The 16,089-nt window shown below is 37.3% G+C and carries 13 protein-coding genes and 3 pseudogenes; 3 read left to right on the top strand and 13 right to left on the bottom strand.

What is annotated here, in order from left to right:
* Positions 1 to 60: 60 nt before the first annotated feature.
* The 6 genes from LA20531_RS09385 to comGA are packed head-to-tail and all read right to left on the bottom strand — an operon-like array spanning position 61 to position 3,540.
* Positions 61 to 615, bottom strand: coding sequence for a competence type IV pilus minor pilin ComGF (locus tag LA20531_RS09385; protein ID WP_375711704.1), 555 nt, complete (start codon positions 613 to 615; stop codon positions 61 to 63).
* A complete protein-coding gene (locus LA20531_RS09380; RefSeq protein ID WP_041808186.1) occupies positions 575 to 844 on the bottom strand; it encodes a hypothetical protein in 270 nt (89 codons plus the stop codon). Before LA20531_RS09380 ends, LA20531_RS09385 begins: the two co-directional genes overlap by 41 nt.
* Positions 841 to 1,260 (bottom strand): hypothetical protein, encoded by a 420-nt coding sequence (locus LA20531_RS09375; RefSeq protein ID WP_056940676.1) that lies wholly within the window; start codon positions 1,258 to 1,260, stop codon positions 841 to 843. The genes LA20531_RS09380 and LA20531_RS09375 overlap by 4 nt, the downstream gene beginning before the upstream one ends.
* The gene (comGC, locus tag LA20531_RS09370) at positions 1,241 to 1,585 is read right to left on the bottom strand and encodes a competence type IV pilus major pilin ComGC (protein WP_056940677.1); all 345 of its coding nucleotides are present in this window, start codon (positions 1,583 to 1,585) and stop codon (positions 1,241 to 1,243) included. Before comGC ends, LA20531_RS09375 begins: the two co-directional genes overlap by 20 nt.
* Before the next feature lie 10 nt (positions 1,586 to 1,595).
* Positions 1,596 to 2,597 carry a type II secretion system F family protein gene (locus tag LA20531_RS09365; RefSeq protein ID WP_056940678.1) on the bottom strand — a complete coding sequence of 334 codons (1,002 nt, stop codon included), beginning with the start codon at positions 2,595 to 2,597 and terminating at the stop codon, positions 1,596 to 1,598.
* Positions 2,566 to 3,540 (bottom strand): competence type IV pilus ATPase ComGA, encoded by a 975-nt coding sequence (comGA, locus tag LA20531_RS09360; protein WP_056940679.1) that lies wholly within the window; start codon positions 3,538 to 3,540, stop codon positions 2,566 to 2,568. Before comGA ends, LA20531_RS09365 begins: the two co-directional genes overlap by 32 nt.
* A gap of 332 nt (positions 3,541 to 3,872) precedes the next feature.
* On the opposite strand from comGA, the gene LA20531_RS09355 reads away from it, so the two are divergent.
* Positions 3,873 to 5,234, top strand: a complete 1,362-nt coding sequence (locus LA20531_RS09355) for an IS4 family transposase (protein WP_099202253.1) — start codon at positions 3,873 to 3,875, stop codon at positions 5,232 to 5,234.
* Positions 5,235 to 5,396: 162 nt separating this feature from the next.
* Here LA20531_RS09355 and LA20531_RS09350 read toward each other — a convergent pair whose 3' ends face one another.
* From LA20531_RS09350 to LA20531_RS09340, 3 genes are all read right to left on the bottom strand, one after another.
* On the bottom strand, positions 5,397 to 6,125 hold the full coding sequence (locus LA20531_RS09350; RefSeq protein WP_025014446.1) for a YebC/PmpR family DNA-binding transcriptional regulator: 729 nt from the start codon (positions 6,123 to 6,125) through the stop codon (positions 5,397 to 5,399).
* An 84-nt stretch (positions 6,126 to 6,209) separates the two neighbouring features.
* Positions 6,210 to 6,731 carry a VanZ family protein gene (locus LA20531_RS09345; RefSeq protein ID WP_056940707.1) on the bottom strand — a complete coding sequence of 174 codons (522 nt, stop codon included), beginning with the start codon at positions 6,729 to 6,731 and terminating at the stop codon, positions 6,210 to 6,212.
* Between the two features lie 130 nt (positions 6,732 to 6,861).
* Complete coding sequence (locus tag LA20531_RS09340) at positions 6,862 to 7,035, bottom strand: type Z 30S ribosomal protein S14 (RefSeq protein WP_056940708.1); 174 nt, start codon at positions 7,033 to 7,035, stop codon at positions 6,862 to 6,864.
* Positions 7,036 to 7,414: 379 nt separating this feature from the next.
* Here LA20531_RS09340 and LA20531_RS09335 point away from each other — a divergent pair, with 379 nt between their 5' ends.
* Positions 7,415 to 9,040, top strand: a complete 1,626-nt coding sequence (locus LA20531_RS09335; protein ID WP_056940709.1) for an APC family permease — start codon at positions 7,415 to 7,417, stop codon at positions 9,038 to 9,040.
* A 56-nt stretch (positions 9,041 to 9,096) separates the two neighbouring features.
* Here the strand turns inward: LA20531_RS09335 and LA20531_RS09330 are convergent, their stop codons facing one another.
* On the bottom strand, positions 9,097 to 10,044 hold the full coding sequence (locus tag LA20531_RS09330) for an alpha/beta hydrolase (protein ID WP_056940710.1): 948 nt from the start codon (positions 10,042 to 10,044) through the stop codon (positions 9,097 to 9,099).
* 277 nt (positions 10,045 to 10,321) lie between these two features.
* On the opposite strand from LA20531_RS09330, the pseudogene LA20531_RS09320 reads away from it, so the two are divergent.
* A pseudogene (locus tag LA20531_RS09320) lies at positions 10,322 to 11,501 on the top strand (IS256 family transposase).
* 63 nt (positions 11,502 to 11,564) lie between these two features.
* On the opposite strand, the gene LA20531_RS09315 reads toward LA20531_RS09320, so the two are convergent.
* From LA20531_RS09315 to LA20531_RS09305, 3 genes and pseudogenes are all read right to left on the bottom strand, one after another.
* A complete protein-coding gene (locus tag LA20531_RS09315) occupies positions 11,565 to 13,040 on the bottom strand; it encodes a glycoside hydrolase family 1 protein (RefSeq protein ID WP_056940692.1) in 1,476 nt (491 codons plus the stop codon).
* 82 nt (positions 13,041 to 13,122) lie between these two features.
* Positions 13,123 to 14,912 (bottom strand): annotated as a pseudogene (locus tag LA20531_RS09310) (glucose PTS transporter subunit IIA).
* A gap of 127 nt (positions 14,913 to 15,039) precedes the next feature.
* Positions 15,040 to 15,877, bottom strand: a pseudogene (locus LA20531_RS09305) (PRD domain-containing protein).
* Positions 15,878 to 16,089 lie beyond the last annotated feature (212 nt).

The raw sequence follows: 16,089 nt of genomic DNA, 5'->3' as shown, positions 1-16,089 counted from the left end.
TGATAGATATCCTGATACATTTTAATAAACAATAATGTCGTGATTAATACTAAGATGCTGCTAAATAGTGCGCTTCCTTTTACCTTGGTCTTCTTTTTTATTCTTTCTAACATTCCTATCCTCATCTGGTTCTTCATCAAGTTGAAAGACTAAATCAGATTCTCCCTTCTTGTACTCATTAATGCGAATGATAATCTTATCTTTTCTAATAATAAATTTTGCACTCTGGACATTAAAAATTAACGGCATGTAACCACCACCGTTAGATTTGGAAACTTTTAAAACGCGTTTTGACAAATAATATTCAATCTTGTATTCTACTTCACTTTTATCTTTATTTACTTTGACGAATGTTGCACTTTTAGCTTTTCCTTCATTTACTAACGGATAAACCATCTTAGTATCTTCATCGTGCATGTAGCGATCTAATTGCACATACGCATAAGCAACTTCATTCATATGTTGATTTTCACTCAGGTTAGCCTTTTTAACGCTTAATAATAAATTCTGCAAAATAAATAAGACTAGCATGGTCACAAATAAGGAAAAGATTGCTTCAGCAAGCACAAAGCCTTTAGTCTTCAACTGCGAATTCTTGTTTTGCATCCCGATCATAAACATAGTTATGCCCTGCCTTTTCATAAATTCGATCGTGAACCGTAACTTGATTTAGATTGCTTTCTTGTAAAACATGGTAGGCATAAGCGCGATCTGTTTTTAGCTCAATCTCTCTTCCGTTCTCTTGGCTTTCGGCAACCGTCAAATACATACAGCTTACGGCAACAGTAGCAATAATCAGTGCAACAATACTTTCCGCCATTAAGAATCCTTTTACTTTCCTCATTTTGGCACCCGTCCCCATAGCATTTGGTACTTTATTTTCTTTTCCATCCCATACCCCGTGAAGGTCACAGTACCAGGTGATGAATAGCCGTGTTTATCAAAATGAAAATTTCTAAGTCCTGATATTTCCATGTTTTCATCGATATCAATTTTTTTGTTACTTGTTCTCCCACTGAGCCTCAAGTAATGTTCACTTTGTGAAAAAATAATTACTACGCCCTCTCCCGTGATTGTGCTAACTCTTGAAGCTTGATCGATTGCAGTAGTCACTTCTTTAACGGTATTATCGAAAATCAGACGTTCTTGGTACTTTTTCAGTTGCAAAGTTCCGATTAGTAATATGCCACAGCAGATACCTAAGGTGATTATTGTTTCGATTAAGGAAAAAGCGGGTAAATTATTGCGGTTTATTAACATTTTCTACGGTTATATTATTTTTCTTTGCTTTTTTTACCTGATCTGAAGTTAAATAGTGATCACCTTCTAAGTCTTCTAAACTTATATTTGTCTTTTCTGGATGATCATCCTTATACAACTCTACTTGCGTCAAAATCGTATTTCTAAACGCATCCATAGACTTGTCTTCCGCCTTCTGCTTTTGTCCAATCAAATTTGGCACAATGAGCAAAATCAAAATTACGATAATGGCAATCACCACAACCATTTCAATCAAAGTAAAGCCTTCTTGTCGGCGGCTCTTTGCTAAAATATTCAACAAATATTGTTTAAATCTTTTCTTCATTTCTATACTCCTAAATCCCCTGCATCATCGAATACATCGGTAACAACAATTTCAAATACATCCCAATAATGCAGACGCCAATCAAAATAAAACAAATTGGTTGTACATTCACGACCAGCTTCTCTATTTTTCCTGTTAAATCAATAAACAGACTGCGTCCCAAAACCAAGCATCTCTGACTCAAGCTCTTTCTTTCCGATCCCGTCTGCAACATGATCAACAAACTATTAGGCAAGAATTCTTCCTGCTTAATGATCTCTTCCAAGTTCTTCCCTTCAGCTAGTTGACTGCCAATCTTCTGACCCAAAGCCTGCTGCAATGATCCCTCTTCTTGTTCTGAAGCATATTCACACATTCGCTGCAATGAAAATCCACTAGCCAAAAGCATCCCGATATCATAGACCAACAAATAATTCACATATAGCTTAATAACTGGTCCAATAATCGGATACTTCACCAGCTTCTTCATCGAGTCATAATCCTGCTTATTCAGCAAAGTTACGATCTTGACTAAAAAATAAATTCCTACTAAAACTAGACCTATCAATACCAGCATTACTAGATCCCCAGAATGTTCACTAGTATCGCTAAACTGCGTAGAAATAAACGATTGCATGAACACCAGCAAAACCACCATCATAATTGCTAAAACAAACGGATATGACAGTTCCGATCGCAATTTCTTAACTTGTTCTTGTTTTAAGCGATTTAAAGTTGCCAGCTGGTTCAGGCATTCCGTTAGATTTCCCTGCTGCAAGGCCAAATTAACCTGGGTCACCGTTGTCTTAGAAAAGCCCAGTTTCACTAATTCGCTACTAAAATTAGCCCCCTCTTTCATCCGCATTGCTAATTTTCCCATTAGTTCTTTTCTCTTAGGCCACAGAGCCGGCATTAATTCAATTGAGTTAATCAGTGAAAAACCATTATCCAAACTGTGCTTTAAATAATCTAAAAAAGCCAACTGTTCCTCGCCATTCAGCTTATCCTTGTTGGAATTGCCAATATACCTCATCACTAATTTCTCCTCCCTTCTGCAATAGGTGCATATTCTTTTGCCAATCAATGAATTCTCCGCGGATTTCCTGCTCCATTGCTTCTTTCAAAACCTCACCACTTGCAATATCCATCAAACATTTCGTCTGCTCATGGCTAGGCATTAAACGTTGATATGAAACTGCGGTTAAACAGTTTGCCAGTTCATCTTTTCTAATGCCTAGTCCTTCTAATCTGGATACCGTTTGCAGCGTACTTTTAGCGTGAACAGTTGCAAACACTAAGTGTCCACTTAAGGCCGCATCCACTGCTAGACGCGCCGTCCCAGCATCCCGGATTTCACCAATAATCAAGATATCCGGACGGTGCCGCAACGCTGCCTTAAGCAGGCTTTGATAGTCAATCCCGGCTTCATTATTGACTTGTGATTGCAAAAAAGTGGCTTCATGAACTTCAACTGGATCCTCAATTGTCATCACGACTTTATTCTTGCCTATTTCTTTAGCAACTTCGTACATCGTAGTAGTCTTTCCAGAACCAGTAGGACCGCTTGTAATGATCAAACCTCTGCGCGAAGCTAAACTCTTTATATTTTCCAATTGTTTGTCCATAAAATACTGACTGTGGTCAATGCCATAAATGATTCTGACCACCAACGATTCTTGATCGGAAAAATCACCCAAGCTAGACAACCTTAAGTAGTATTCTTGCTCATCTGCATTAAATATCATCGCCCCAACTTGCGGACGACGGTGTTCTGCAATATCCATTTGAGCACTATATTTAAAGAAATTGATGATCTCTTGTCCCTCATTTAGCGGAAAAGATTTTTGTCTTTCAACGCCTTTAATAGTTCTAAATTCCACCACAGTTTCTTCTCTTTTCGGAAAAAAGAAAATATCACTGACTTTATCTGCAACAGCAGAAACGAGCAATTCATTGATAATCTCTTTAGTCTTCATAAAAACCTCCTTTTTCACCCCACACTATTTATTACGCAAAAAAAGGCGATTTTTTTCTGAGAAAAATAAAAAAATTTACAAACAGCTAAAAATGTTAATTTAAAGCCGTTTGTAAATTAAGCAATTATTAAATTTGAGCACAAAAAAATAGCTCAGTCACTAGGACCAATGTCATTAAGTTAAGACATTGACATTATATCGACAGCTTTTAAAGATCGAATCATTTTGATTCGGTCTTTTTTCTTTTTAAAATAAAAAGTAAGCAGAGTTTATTTGCCCTTCTGCTCACTTTCGTCATATTATCTGGTCTTTCATAGAAAGCTGTGCCTCTTATGAAATCCCTTCACTCAAATATTTTAAAGCTGATGGATAGTATTATCAATAAAATCGCTGACAACATTCACGATTTCTCTGTATCTGATCAAGCTTTTATTCGCTGTCGTAAGCTCAATTCCACTGATTTGATTAAGTTAATTCTTAACATGGGAGCTGGCAGCCTGAATTCGGAAATTTTTCATGCTTTTCCTGACATAAATTCTAGAATGACTGCTTCGGCTTTTGAACAACAAAAGGCTAAATTAAAGCCTGAATGCTTTAAAGAAATTATGGCTGAGCTTAGTCAGGCAAACAATGCACCGCAATTACTAGATGACAAATACTTAGTTGTAGCGATTGATGGTTCCGATTTTGATCAGCCTTTTAATCCAAAATCAAAGAATATTTTTCAAGGCAAAGATGGTAGAAAATATTGCCAGATACATGTAAACGCTTTTTATGATGTTTTGAATAAATTATATTTAGACATGGTTATCCAACCTAGACAAAAAATGGATGAACGTGAGGCAGCTTTAACCATGATAAAGAAATTAGCCCAGCAAGAAAAAGATTTTCTAGTCCTGATGGATCGTGGCTACATTAGCTTTAATTTAATTGAAAATTGCAATCGATTAAAACATTGCCACTATGTTATGCGATCAAAATCCGGAGATGGTGCTTTTAAAGAAATTGTAGCTATGTCGAATCATGAATACGATATTGACTTATCATGCAGAGTAACTTCGTCACATTATTATTATGTCACCCATAAAGATACAGAAAAGTTTCTTCACCTGATTCTTCACAAAAAGCATCACTATAAAGCTGTTCGTTCTAAAAATACCAGAGATCAACGCTGGGATTTTGAGGATATGTGTGATGTTAGATTTAGAGTTTGTAAGTTTAGAATCAATCCACCAGGTTCAGACGATGAGTGGGAAGTCCTCATCACCAATTTAGATCGAAATGAATATCCTTTAGCTAGAATGAAAGAGATCTATCATCTTCGCTGGGGAATAGAAACTTCTTTTAGGGAGCTTAAATATGACTTAAGCGGCATACAGTTTCATTCTAAAAAAGATCAATTTGTTTATATGGAAATATACGCCCATTTTGCAATGTATAATGCCGTGAGTTTATCAATAATTGCGAGCTCAAAACCGTATACTCAGGGAAAATATCAATATCAAATAGATTTTAAAATGGCCTGTTGTATCTGGCGACGATATTTTAGTATAAGTGATAATTCAGATAAAAACTTCACACAATTACTGCTAGATGTGGCATTTTATTTAACGCCCATTCGACCAGGAAGAAAAGATAAACGAAATCTAAAAGTTAAATTAGTAGTTGGCTTTCCTTATCGTCTAGCAGCTTGAACTAATTTAAACGGCTATCTTAAGATGGCTTATTTGTGCTATCAAAAAAAGACATTTATCAAATAAAATAATTCGATAAATGTCTCAAAAAGTGTCATCAGATTAGTCAATGTCTTAACTTAATGACATTGGTCACTAGGACTAAGCTATCTTTTATTTTAATTAGTCTTCATCAGCTGCAGCAGTGTAAACATTTTGAACGTCGTCGTTGTCTTCCAAAGCATCAACTAAGTGTTCAAATTGTTCCTTCTTATCTGCTGGAACAGGAGTGGTGTTTTGTGGAATCATAGTTAACTCAGCATCAGCAAGCTTGTAGCCGTCCTTGATAAGAGCGTCACGAACTGCTGCGAATTCCTTAGGATCAGTGTAGATTTCGTATGCATCATCACTGGTTTGTAAGTCGTCACCACCAGCATTCATAACATCAAGCAACATTTGATCTTCATCAGCATCAGTAGTTGAACGGTCAATTACGATGTAGCCTTTACGGTCAAACATGTATGCAACTGAACCAGTAGCACCAAGTGATCCACCATTACGAGTGAATGCAACACGAACATCTGAAGCAGTACGGTTCTTGTTGTCAGTCAATGCTTCTACAAAGACAGCAACACCACCTGGAGCGTAGCCTTCGTAAGTGATTTCGTCGTAATGTTCTTCTGATCCACCTTCGGCCTTCTTGATCGCACGCTTGATGTTATCCTTAGGCATGTTGTTTGAACGTGCCTTATCAATTACCATACGTAATGTAGGATTCCCATCAGGATCAGGACCACCACTCTTTGCAGCCATGTAAATTTCACGAGATAACTTTTGGAAAATTTTACCTCTCTTTGCGTCTTGCGCATTCTTGCGGCCTTGAATATTGTGCCATTTTGAATGTCCTGACATAAGGATCCTTCTTTCTTTTTTCTAATATTAATTAACGTTATTATCTTAACTCACAGTACTAAGAAATTCAATGGTGTCAAATATTTAAACTGATTTTTTCTTGGCAAGATGTTTATTCCTAATAAAGAGGATTAGCATTACTAAAAGAATCGCACACAGAGCTCCTGCTCCATCAAGCATTACGTCGTGCACACTAGGAGTACGATCACCTGTTAAAAATTGGTGATATTCATCAAATGCAGCTAATGCAATCGTGATAAACCAAGTTAAAATCGGGGCAACCCATTTAATCTTAAAAATGCGACGCATCCCTAAATAGCCGAAACCACCTAGCAAGAAATAAGAACCAAAGTGTGCCATCTTCCGTAAAACGAATTGAGCAAGCCCAGCTCTGCCGTCTACTTGAACATTATGCACGCGTCCGCCATAAGTAAAATTCCAACCGGCAACAATATTTTCTAACCAGCCAAATCGCTTATTCATGACTCCTTCATGAAGCTCTTGTTGCTGATACGTCATTGAACTTGAAACAAACAGCATCAAGATAACTAAGAAAGCCAACACTAAGAATATTTTTTCCCATTTAGTAAAGTTAAATTTATTCATTAAAATCTTTCCCTATCCAATCTCATTCAGTTTTGTTTTTACTTTACCAAAAATAATGCTGTTAATTTAATAAGAAAAAATAAATCTTAACAAAAAAGACCTGAATCATTATTCAAACCTGCTGTAAATTTTACCAACTAGCTTTCTTAACACCAGGAAGTTGACCCTTGTGAGCCAATTCTCTGCAAAGACCAAATTTACGGTAAACAGAATGTGGTCGACCGCAGCGCTCACAGCGAGTGTATTCTCTAGTTGAAAATTTTGCTACTTTTTTATTACGAATAATTTGTGATGTTTTTGCCATAAAAAACTCTATCTATGCTTTCTAACTCTTTCTACAGCAAGCTTCTTCTCCTTAGTTAAGAAATACAAGCCTACAAAAATAATACCGATTGCAATAAATTGAGCGTTCATTAGCATCCTCCCCTTTCATTTTCATTTTTATTTTTCTTACTTTTTGTTAGTTTTATTATACTTACTTACATTAAATAAGTAACGTTCTAAATAAAAAATGGAAAGCGTTTTACACTGGTCCTAATAGTGATTTGTAGGTAAAATTTATAGTTGTAACAAGAGAGGAGACCGAATGCGCGAAAAATTTAAAAATAAATCGCCGGTATTTTCGTCTATCTAGTGGGAGTAAATAATTTTTAGATTTAGATATAGAGAAGGATGAAAATTACTTGGACGATTTAACATCAACAAATAAAATGAAAGCCATCACTTGGCCTGTTTTGACCTTGATGGCACTTTGTACTGTTATCGGCTTGGACGATATCATGTACAACTTCCAAAACCAAGGGATGCCAGTTATCACCTCTTGGATTATCATGTGTTTGCTTTATGTAACACCTTACTCATTAATGGTAGGACAATTAGGTTCTACGTTTAGTGAAGAAGGTGGTGGACTTTCATCATGGGTCCGCGGTACTGACGGAGAATTTTTAGGTTACTTCACTGCTTGGACATACTGGGCAGCCTCAATTCCTTATGCTGTAGACTCCGCTAACGAAATCATTGTCGATCTAGGTTGGGCATTAACCGGTTCAAAGGGATTCCAAGATAAAATTCCTACTACCATGTTTGCTGCTTTGACTTTCGTTGTGTTCATTGTTTTCATTATCGTTGAACACCACTTTGCCAACTCAATGGAATTCCTTTCCAGTATTGGTGGTGGGTTGATGGTTATTATGACTGTCTTGTTTGTTTTCCTTGCCTTTGTTGGTTTGGCAAAATCAGGCGGTCACATGGCTACCCAACCATTTACTTGGCACACAATCATTCCTAAATTCGACTTGCACTACTGGTCAACCGTCGGAATGTTAATCTATGCCATGAACGGGTGTGAACTGGTTGCACCATATGTAACTAAGATGAAGAAACCTAAATCAGACTTCCCTAAGGCAATGATTACTTTAGCTATCATGACTGCTTTCTTAACTATCCTTGGTTCATTTGCACTTGGTATCTACTTTGACGCATACCACATTCCAAACGACTTGAAGATGAACGGTGCTTACTACGTATTCGACATGGTTGGTAAACAATTTGGTATGGGTAAATTCTTGCTTTACCTCTGGGCTTGGACATCATTATTGTTCAACTGTGCCTTGGTTGCCGTATTGCTTGATGCCATGACTAGAATGCTTATCTCCGACACTGGTGATAAGTACATGCCTAAGTTCTTACGTAAGAAGGACAAAAACGGCTTACCAATTAACGGTTACATCTTAACTGTTGCCCTTTCATCATTCATCATGATCTTAGGTATCTTCTTACCTGACATGAACGATATCTTCAACTGGTTGCTTAACTTGAACTCAATCGTTTCACCAGGTGTTACCTGCTGGATCTTTTACTCATTCATGAGAGTGAGAAAGAACTCAAAGAAGTACCCATCAAAATATGTCTACATTAAAAACGATAAACTTGCTTGGCTTGTTGGTCTTGCCTTGTTAGTTGTTACTGCCGTAGCAACCATCCTTGGTTTTGCACCACAAGATGTTAAGCAAGGCAGTGGCCTTTGGTGGTACGAATTGATCATCAACATTGTAGCCGTAATCGTACTGATCGGTTTGGGTGCAATTTTGCCAGGTATTAGACGTCGTGAAGAAGAATACGGTATTGCCTTTGACAAATCACAATGGATTTGGATGGGAATTTTAATTATCGGTTCTATCATTCTTGATGTATGGCTTGGCAGTACAAAGATTCCTATGAGAATTACGATGATTATTGTTGAAGCTATTCTTGCCCTGATTGCTACTTGGCTCGTTGGTCGCAGAAAACCACAAAACGCTACTAAATAATAAATAGAATAGATAAAAAATCATTAGATCATCTTGATCTAATGATTTTTTATTTTCTAAATATATTTATTCAAAAACTTAGCTACATGAGCTTTAAATTCTTGCGGATAAGTTTCAAATGAACGCGCATGTGCTGCTTTTTTAGCAATCCATAATTCCTTAGGACCATTTTTTGCCTGATAGTTTTGATAGACCATCTTAGTTGGTACAAAGTTATCCTTACCGCCATGAATAAACAGCATTGGTTGTTTATTCTTCTTGAGTTGGTTGACTGCAGATGCATCCCCTAAATAAAAGCCAAGGTTAGCTTTACTTATCCCGCTTAAGAGATCAACCGCACCACTAGCAACTGCGCTAGGCATATTGTATAAATCTTTTGCTTCATACAAGAATTCAGATTTAACACTCGAATAACCACAGTCTTCAACATAAGCTTTAACTTGTTTAGGCATCTTGATACCACTTGTCATCATAGCAGTCGCGCCACCCATACTTACACCGAAGATCACGATTTTCTGTTTTTTACCCTTTTTAGCTAAGTCCTTTTTAACCCATTTTCGAACGTCGTACTTTTCAGGCCAACCATAACCAATATATTTACCCTGACTTTGACCATGAGCACGAGCATCTGGAATTAAAACATTGTAGCCTAGTTGATGAAACATTGCTGCATATGGTGCCATTGTGTCTTTATTGTTGCCAAATCCATGCAACAAGACTGCAGTCTTATTTGAATTCTTTTCTGGAATATAATTGGCATCAAGACGATAATTTGAAGAAGCGGATTTCATATACCAGTGTTCTTTTTTAGCTTTAGCATACCATTTCTTATTTTGTGCTAACGGATCCTTCTTTTGCTTGCTGGAATATTTATTCAACACGCTTTTTTCACCTGGTACAAAAGCAACATTGAAAAAGTATGCTTCTCCTACTCCAATTAAGACGACCAGGACTGCAACAACTATCCCTACTATCCACCAAACTTTTTTGTGTTTTCTATTCAAAATGTCAACTCCTATATAAAATAATATAGAATTAATTATACACTTTTGAATTTCATATGGTATATTGACATTCTTTCACAATTATTGCCTATACAAAAAAGAGATGATCAAGTCATCTCTTTTTATTTTAGTTATCTTATTAGTCGGGACTGTAAAATAGTTTGTGTAAGGATGAATGATTCCTTAAATTAATTTCTGAAAATATTAGAAAAAGGAGTTCCTTTCTCGTATGATTGGATTGAACAAAAAAACAACATACAGAAAGAAGAACTCCTTCATGAATGATTTTACCAAAAATATGGCTCAAGCACTCCAATAATCAAGACAAAGTTAATGATTTTTTGCGCAAGGAAATTCAATCTGCAGTTAATCAATTGCTTGAAGCTGAATTGACTGCCTTTTTAGGCTATGATCCTTATGCAAAAAGCGGATGGAACTCTGGCAATTCCAGAAACGGCATCTATTATCGCAAGGTTGATACGCAGTTTGGCCAGATCGAAATTCAGGTTCCCAGAGACAGAAACGGCGAATTTCATCAGCACACTCTGCCTGACTACAAGCAGCACTCGGACGTCCTGGAAAGCATGATTATCAAGCTTTATGCCAAAGGCGTCACTACCAGAGAAATAGCCGATCTGATTGAAAAGATGTACGGCAGCCATTACAGTCCGGCTCAGGTATCAAATATTTCCAAGCAAATGATTCCAAAGGTTGAAGCCTATCACAAACGCAAGCTTAGCGACAGGTTCTTTTGCGTTTATCTTGACGCAACGTATCTTCCGCTGTGCCGAGAAACGTTTGAGCGTGAAGCCGTCTATATTGCCATCGGCATCATGCCCAATGGCCATAAAGAAGTAATCGACTACTGCATAGCACCCAGCGAAAACGTCGAAGTTTGGACTGAAATGCTTCAAAACATGAGATCGCGGGGTTTGAAGCAAGTCGAGCTTTTCTTGTCTGACGGTGTTGTCGGCATGAAAACAGCTCTGGCAAAGACTTATCCCAAAGCACATTTTCAGCGCTGCCTGGTTCATGTCATGCGCAATATTTGCAATAAAGTGCGTGTTGACGATCGTGAGACAATCATGAACGATTTCAAGCAGATTCATAGGCAGCCTAACAAGACAGCCGCTGTACAAACTCTTCATGCATTCTATGACAAATGGAACAAGGCATACAATCATGTCATTAGGAATCTAAAAGACATTGAGCCTGATCTATTGGTCTTTTACAACTATCCCAAACAGATCAGACCCTCAATCTATTCCACCAACATGATTGAATCCTTTAACAATGTCGTTAAACGCAAGGCAAAGCCCAAAGCAGAGTTTCCAAGCGAGCAGTCACTTGATACTTTCATTGGCATTCAGGCAATAAGCTACAATGATCGCTACTTCAACCGAATCCATAAAGGCTTCGGCCAAGTGCAGGATACATTGGAATCCTACTTTGACTAAGAAAAAATTAAAAAATCAATTTACGAGAAAGATCTATTTACACAAACTATTTGACAGTTTCTATTAGTCTAAATCTTCACCGTGAGATTCGATAACCTTCTTGTACCAATAGAATGAATCCTTAGGAATTCTCTTAAGTGAACCATTTCCGTTATCGTCACGGTCTACATAGATAAAGCCATAACGCTTAGACATTTGACCAGTACCTGCAGAAACCAAATCGATACAGCCCCAAGTGGTGTAGCCGATCAAATCAACGCCATCATCAATGGCCTTTTGCATTGCTTCAATGTGTTGGCGTAAGTAATCAATCCGGTAATCATCATGGATCTTGCCATCAGCAGTCACTTTATCAACAGCACCCAAACCATTTTCAACTACCATTACTGGAATTTCGTAACGATCGTAAATAACTTCAAGGTAGTATTGTAAACCAGTTGGGTCAGTTGCCCATCCCCATTCTGAATATTTCAAGTATGGGTTCTTGGCGCCAGCTGCGAAGTTGCCGCCTACCTTGTCCTTTACTTCATGAGTAGTTACAACGTTGGACATGTAGTAAGAGAAAGTGTACATATCAACTTTACCTTCCGCCAAGTCCTTACGGTCTTGATCAGTAATATCAAGGTGAACATTATGTTCATCCCAAAGACGTTTAGTAAAAGTTGGATATTTACCTTTACATTGAACATCACCACAGTAGAAGATGTTCTTTTCCCAATCATGACGGCACTTCAAGACATCTTGAGGATCTGGAGTCAATGGGTAATCAACGATACCACAAATCATATTACCTACTACATAGTTTTGATCGATTTCATGGGCTGCCTTAACTGCACGAGCACTCGCAACAAATTGGTAGTGCAATTTTTGATATCCATGTTGGTAGGCTTCATCAGAATCGTTCTTGTTGCCAAACATGTCTAGCATCATTACTGCAGTATTAATTTCATTGAATGTTAGCCAGTATTTGACTAAGCCCTTGTATTCTTTAAACAAAACCTTAGCGTACTTGACATACATGTCGATCATCTTACGATCTTGCCAGTCATGATACTTTTCACTCAAATAAAGCGGATCTTCATAGTGAGAAATAGTAACTAAAGGTTCAATATCGTATTTCTTGCATTCTTCAAAGACGCGGCGGTAAAAGTCTAACCCTGCTTGATTTGGCTTTTCTTCATCACCCTTTGGAAAGATTCTTGTCCAGGCAATTGAAAGACGGAATGTCTTAAAGCCCATTTCAGCGAACATCTTAATGTCTTCTTTGTAGTGGTGGTAAAAATCAATCGCTACGTGGTTAGGGTAATATTCGTTAGGATCAATGGCACCAACAGCACCTTCTGGTAGACCAGCACCAGGAAGACCTGGGGTCTTGCCAATTTTACCATTTAACTTATAAGTCAACATTCTAGGATGATCTAAACTACCGGCAGTCGTAATGTCTGTTACAGATAAGCCCTTACCGTCTTCATCGTAGGCACCTTCGATTTGGTTAGCAGCAGTTGCACCGCCCCATAAAAAGTTCTTCGGAAATGACATACTTACACTCTTTTCTATCTTTTTATCTATTTATTACTCAACACTTATCTTATCTGAAAGCGATTACTTTTGCAAAAAGTTGTTAATCCAATTGAACTTGACCATTTACAGAGACAGCTGCATTTGCTACTTCAGGAGCTTTAAGTTCAAGGATAACTTGACCAACCTTTACATCGCCTTGAGCAATTTGCTTAATATCGTCAAAGTCCTTTGAGTTAGTAACTACCATAGGAGTTGTTACAGGATAGCCAGCTTTTTTAATCAAATCAATATCAAACTTAACTAATGGTTCGCCGTCTTTAACTTCTTGATCTTTCTTAACTAAAGTATCAAAACCTTTACCTTGAAGGTTAACTGTATCCATCCCAATATGCATTAGGATTTCTGCACGGTCTTAGTCTTCATACCGATTGCATGACCAGTTTCAAAGGTCATAATAATCTTACCGTCTGCAGGTGCATGAAGTACACCATCAGTTGGTTCAATAGCAACACCTTTGCCCATTGCGCCACTTGAAAATACATCATCTTTAACTTCTGAAAGTGGCATAATTTTACCATTTTCTGGACTAACTAAAGTTAAGGTAGCAACTTCTGGAGTTGCCTTTAAAGTTTCATTTACTTTTTCTTTTTTGCTTTGCTTTTTATCATATTCTGCGTCAACTGATTTCTTACCAAAGATCATTTGTAATGTGAAACCAATGATAAATGCAACTACACCGGCAATAATTACACCGATAATTTGAGTCATTGAACCACCCTTAGGGTTAATGGGAATTGCGAAGAATCCCATTGAAAGTAAAATATATAAAACTGAGTGGAAAGCACCAATGATTGCACCAGAAACCGTACCACCAATACAACTTAAAACAAATGGGCGTTTTCTTGGTAAGGTAATACCGTAAATAGCTGGTTCAGTTACACCAAAGAGGCCTGAGAAGAATGTACCAGTAGCATTTTCCTTAAGTTTCTTGTCTTTGGTTTGTTTAATGATTGCTAAAACAACACCAATTTGTGCGTAGCAGACCATACAGGTCATCCCTAAAATTGGGTCATAACCAAGAGCAGCCAAATCAGCCGTAGTTACGGCAACGATACCCCAGTGAACACCGAAGATAACCAATACTTGCCAAAGTCCACCAAGAAATAAACCAGCAACAATTGGGCTAAAGTGGTAGATACCTGACATTACAGCACCAATCGCATCTCCAACCCAGGTCATTACAGGACCGATTACAATAAAGGCAATTGGCAAGGTACTTAACATAGTAACTACAGGTACTAAGAACATTTGTACAACAGATGGAATCCACTCCTTTGACCAATGTTCAATATTTGAAGCAAATGGTGTTCCATCCTAAAACAGTCTTACTTGCGGCTAATTGCACCATAGTTGGGTAAGTTAATGTATCACCGATTGCGTACAAAATTTGATATGCGCCGGACTTTGTTGAAAGCCAGCCCATAGCCGCGGCTAAAACGACTAAACCTTTGATAATACCACCGGCACTAAGTGGAGCTAGGATATCAGTAAAGATTCCTGAAATTAACGAAACGGCTTTATCAACAAAACTAGAGTTATCATCTTCGCCGTAGTCATCAGCATTTCACCGCCACCTGAAAAGTCACCTTCTTTTAATACAACATCATAAACATCGGCAACTTCATTTCCGATAACCGCTTGATATTGACCACCAGCTTTAACAACTGTTACAACACCATCAGTGTTCTTTAAGACATCATCGTCAGCCTTTTTTTCATCTTTTAATTTAAAACGTAAACGTGTAGCACAGTGCACTACGCTATTAACATTATCTTTACCACCAACATCTTTAATGATGGTTTTAGCTAATTGATCATAGTTCTTAGCCATGACTCTTTCTCCTCAAAATAAAAACCCAAGCTACTTAAAAACTAGAGAACACCAATAGTGTTCAACGTCTTTCAGTAACTTGGGTTCATGCCTAATTCTCTTAGTAACATACCTAAGTTAATAGATATTATTTTTCTTGTCTTGATGTCACTCTAAAGATGTGCAACACCAAATAAAATTTATCGTCTGAATCTAATGTCCAGCCCATCTTCGAATGTAAGTAAGTCGCAATTCGTTCTGCCGTATCGTAGGCTTTATTATATTTGATCTTCATAAACGATAATAATGAAGGATCTAGCTTTTGATTTGGATTCGGTTGATTTCTAAGCAACCTAACTAATAGTATCCGTAAGTGTGTGATAAAACGGCTATAGTTAAAAGAATTCGTATCTAGAGTAAGTTTATATTGAAACTGAATAATACTAATAATGCCGCTGATCAAATTAGTGATCCGCATTGTTTCCTGGACTTGCGCGTCGTCAGAGGCTGCGTTAACTAAGTGATATGTCATAAATGTCGTTTCACTTTTGGCGATTTAACGTTGAGCTCTCTGTTGATTAACGCGATTACTTTTTTGAAATTGCATATTCCTTGGGGAACAAATTCTTAACCTCCCAGTCATTATTTGCTGGGTCGATATCAATATGATCATTAATTCTGGTTACAGCAAAATCAATATGATCGGCTAAGGCTAAGTATTGATAATCAGAAAATTTAGTTTGTAGAAGAGGTTCAACTAGCTTCACAATTTGATTAGTTACATCAATTGTTTGGGCTGTAAACTCCTTAACTTGTTCTACTTCATCTGACTGCTCAATTGTCACAAAACAGCGTTCAATTTTCGATTGATCAACATCTTGGCCTTTTTTAAGACCAAAACCAATTCCTTTACCTAGAACTATCTTTTCTGTGCCATCATCCTCTACTAAAGCAGCACTATTATTAAATGCTTTTAGAAAATTCATCACAAATCACCCTTAATCATCTGAGCTATAAAAAAGCTACTACAAATAAGATTATACACTAAACGTATACTATCTTACTGTAGTAGCTTAGACCTGATCGAATCAGTAATCCGCTCACTTACAGTTATTATAATAGCCAATTTTGTAAGCGGTATCAACAATATTTTGTTAAAAAAGCAAAATGACGTAAAATTAAATAAAAAGAAGTGAGG

The organism is Lactobacillus amylovorus DSM 20531 (assembly GCF_002706375.1).
Lineage (GTDB): Bacteria > Bacillota > Bacilli > Lactobacillales > Lactobacillaceae > Lactobacillus > Lactobacillus amylovorus.
The sequence above is the reverse complement of the archived record's forward strand: the minus strand, read 5'-3'. Positions and strand labels throughout refer to the sequence as shown.

What these genes read in the sequence shown, in the direction of transcription:
- comGA (WP_056940679.1), bottom strand. Translation starts at nt 3,540, where the DNA reads ATGAAGACTAAAGAGATTATCAATGAATTGCTCGTTTCTGCTGTTGCA.
- LA20531_RS09375 (WP_056940676.1), bottom strand. Translation starts at nt 1,260, where the DNA reads ATGTTAATAAACCGCAATAATTTACCCGCTTTTTCCTTAATCGAAACA.
- LA20531_RS09380 (WP_041808186.1), bottom strand. Translation starts at nt 844, where the DNA reads ATGAGGAAAGTAAAAGGATTCTTAATGGCGGAAAGTATTGTTGCACTG.
- LA20531_RS09385 (WP_375711704.1), bottom strand. Translation starts at nt 615, where the DNA reads ATGATCGGGATGCAAAACAAGAATTCGCAGTTGAAGACTAAAGGCTTT.
- LA20531_RS09350 (WP_025014446.1), bottom strand. Translation starts at nt 6,125, where the DNA reads ATGTCAGGACATTCAAAATGGCACAATATTCAAGGCCGCAAGAATGCG.
- LA20531_RS09315 (WP_056940692.1), bottom strand. Translation starts at nt 13,040, where the DNA reads ATGTCATTTCCGAAGAACTTTTTATGGGGCGGTGCAACTGCTGCTAAC.
- LA20531_RS09355 (WP_099202253.1), top strand. Translation starts at nt 3,873, where the DNA reads ATGAAATCCCTTCACTCAAATATTTTAAAGCTGATGGATAGTATTATC.
- LA20531_RS09365 (WP_056940678.1), bottom strand. Translation starts at nt 2,597, where the DNA reads ATGAGGTATATTGGCAATTCCAACAAGGATAAGCTGAATGGCGAGGAA.
- LA20531_RS09340 (WP_056940708.1), bottom strand. Translation starts at nt 7,035, where the DNA reads ATGGCAAAAACATCACAAATTATTCGTAATAAAAAAGTAGCAAAATTT.
- LA20531_RS09345 (WP_056940707.1), bottom strand. Translation starts at nt 6,731, where the DNA reads ATGAATAAATTTAACTTTACTAAATGGGAAAAAATATTCTTAGTGTTG.
- comGC (WP_056940677.1), bottom strand. Translation starts at nt 1,585, where the DNA reads ATGAAGAAAAGATTTAAACAATATTTGTTGAATATTTTAGCAAAGAGC.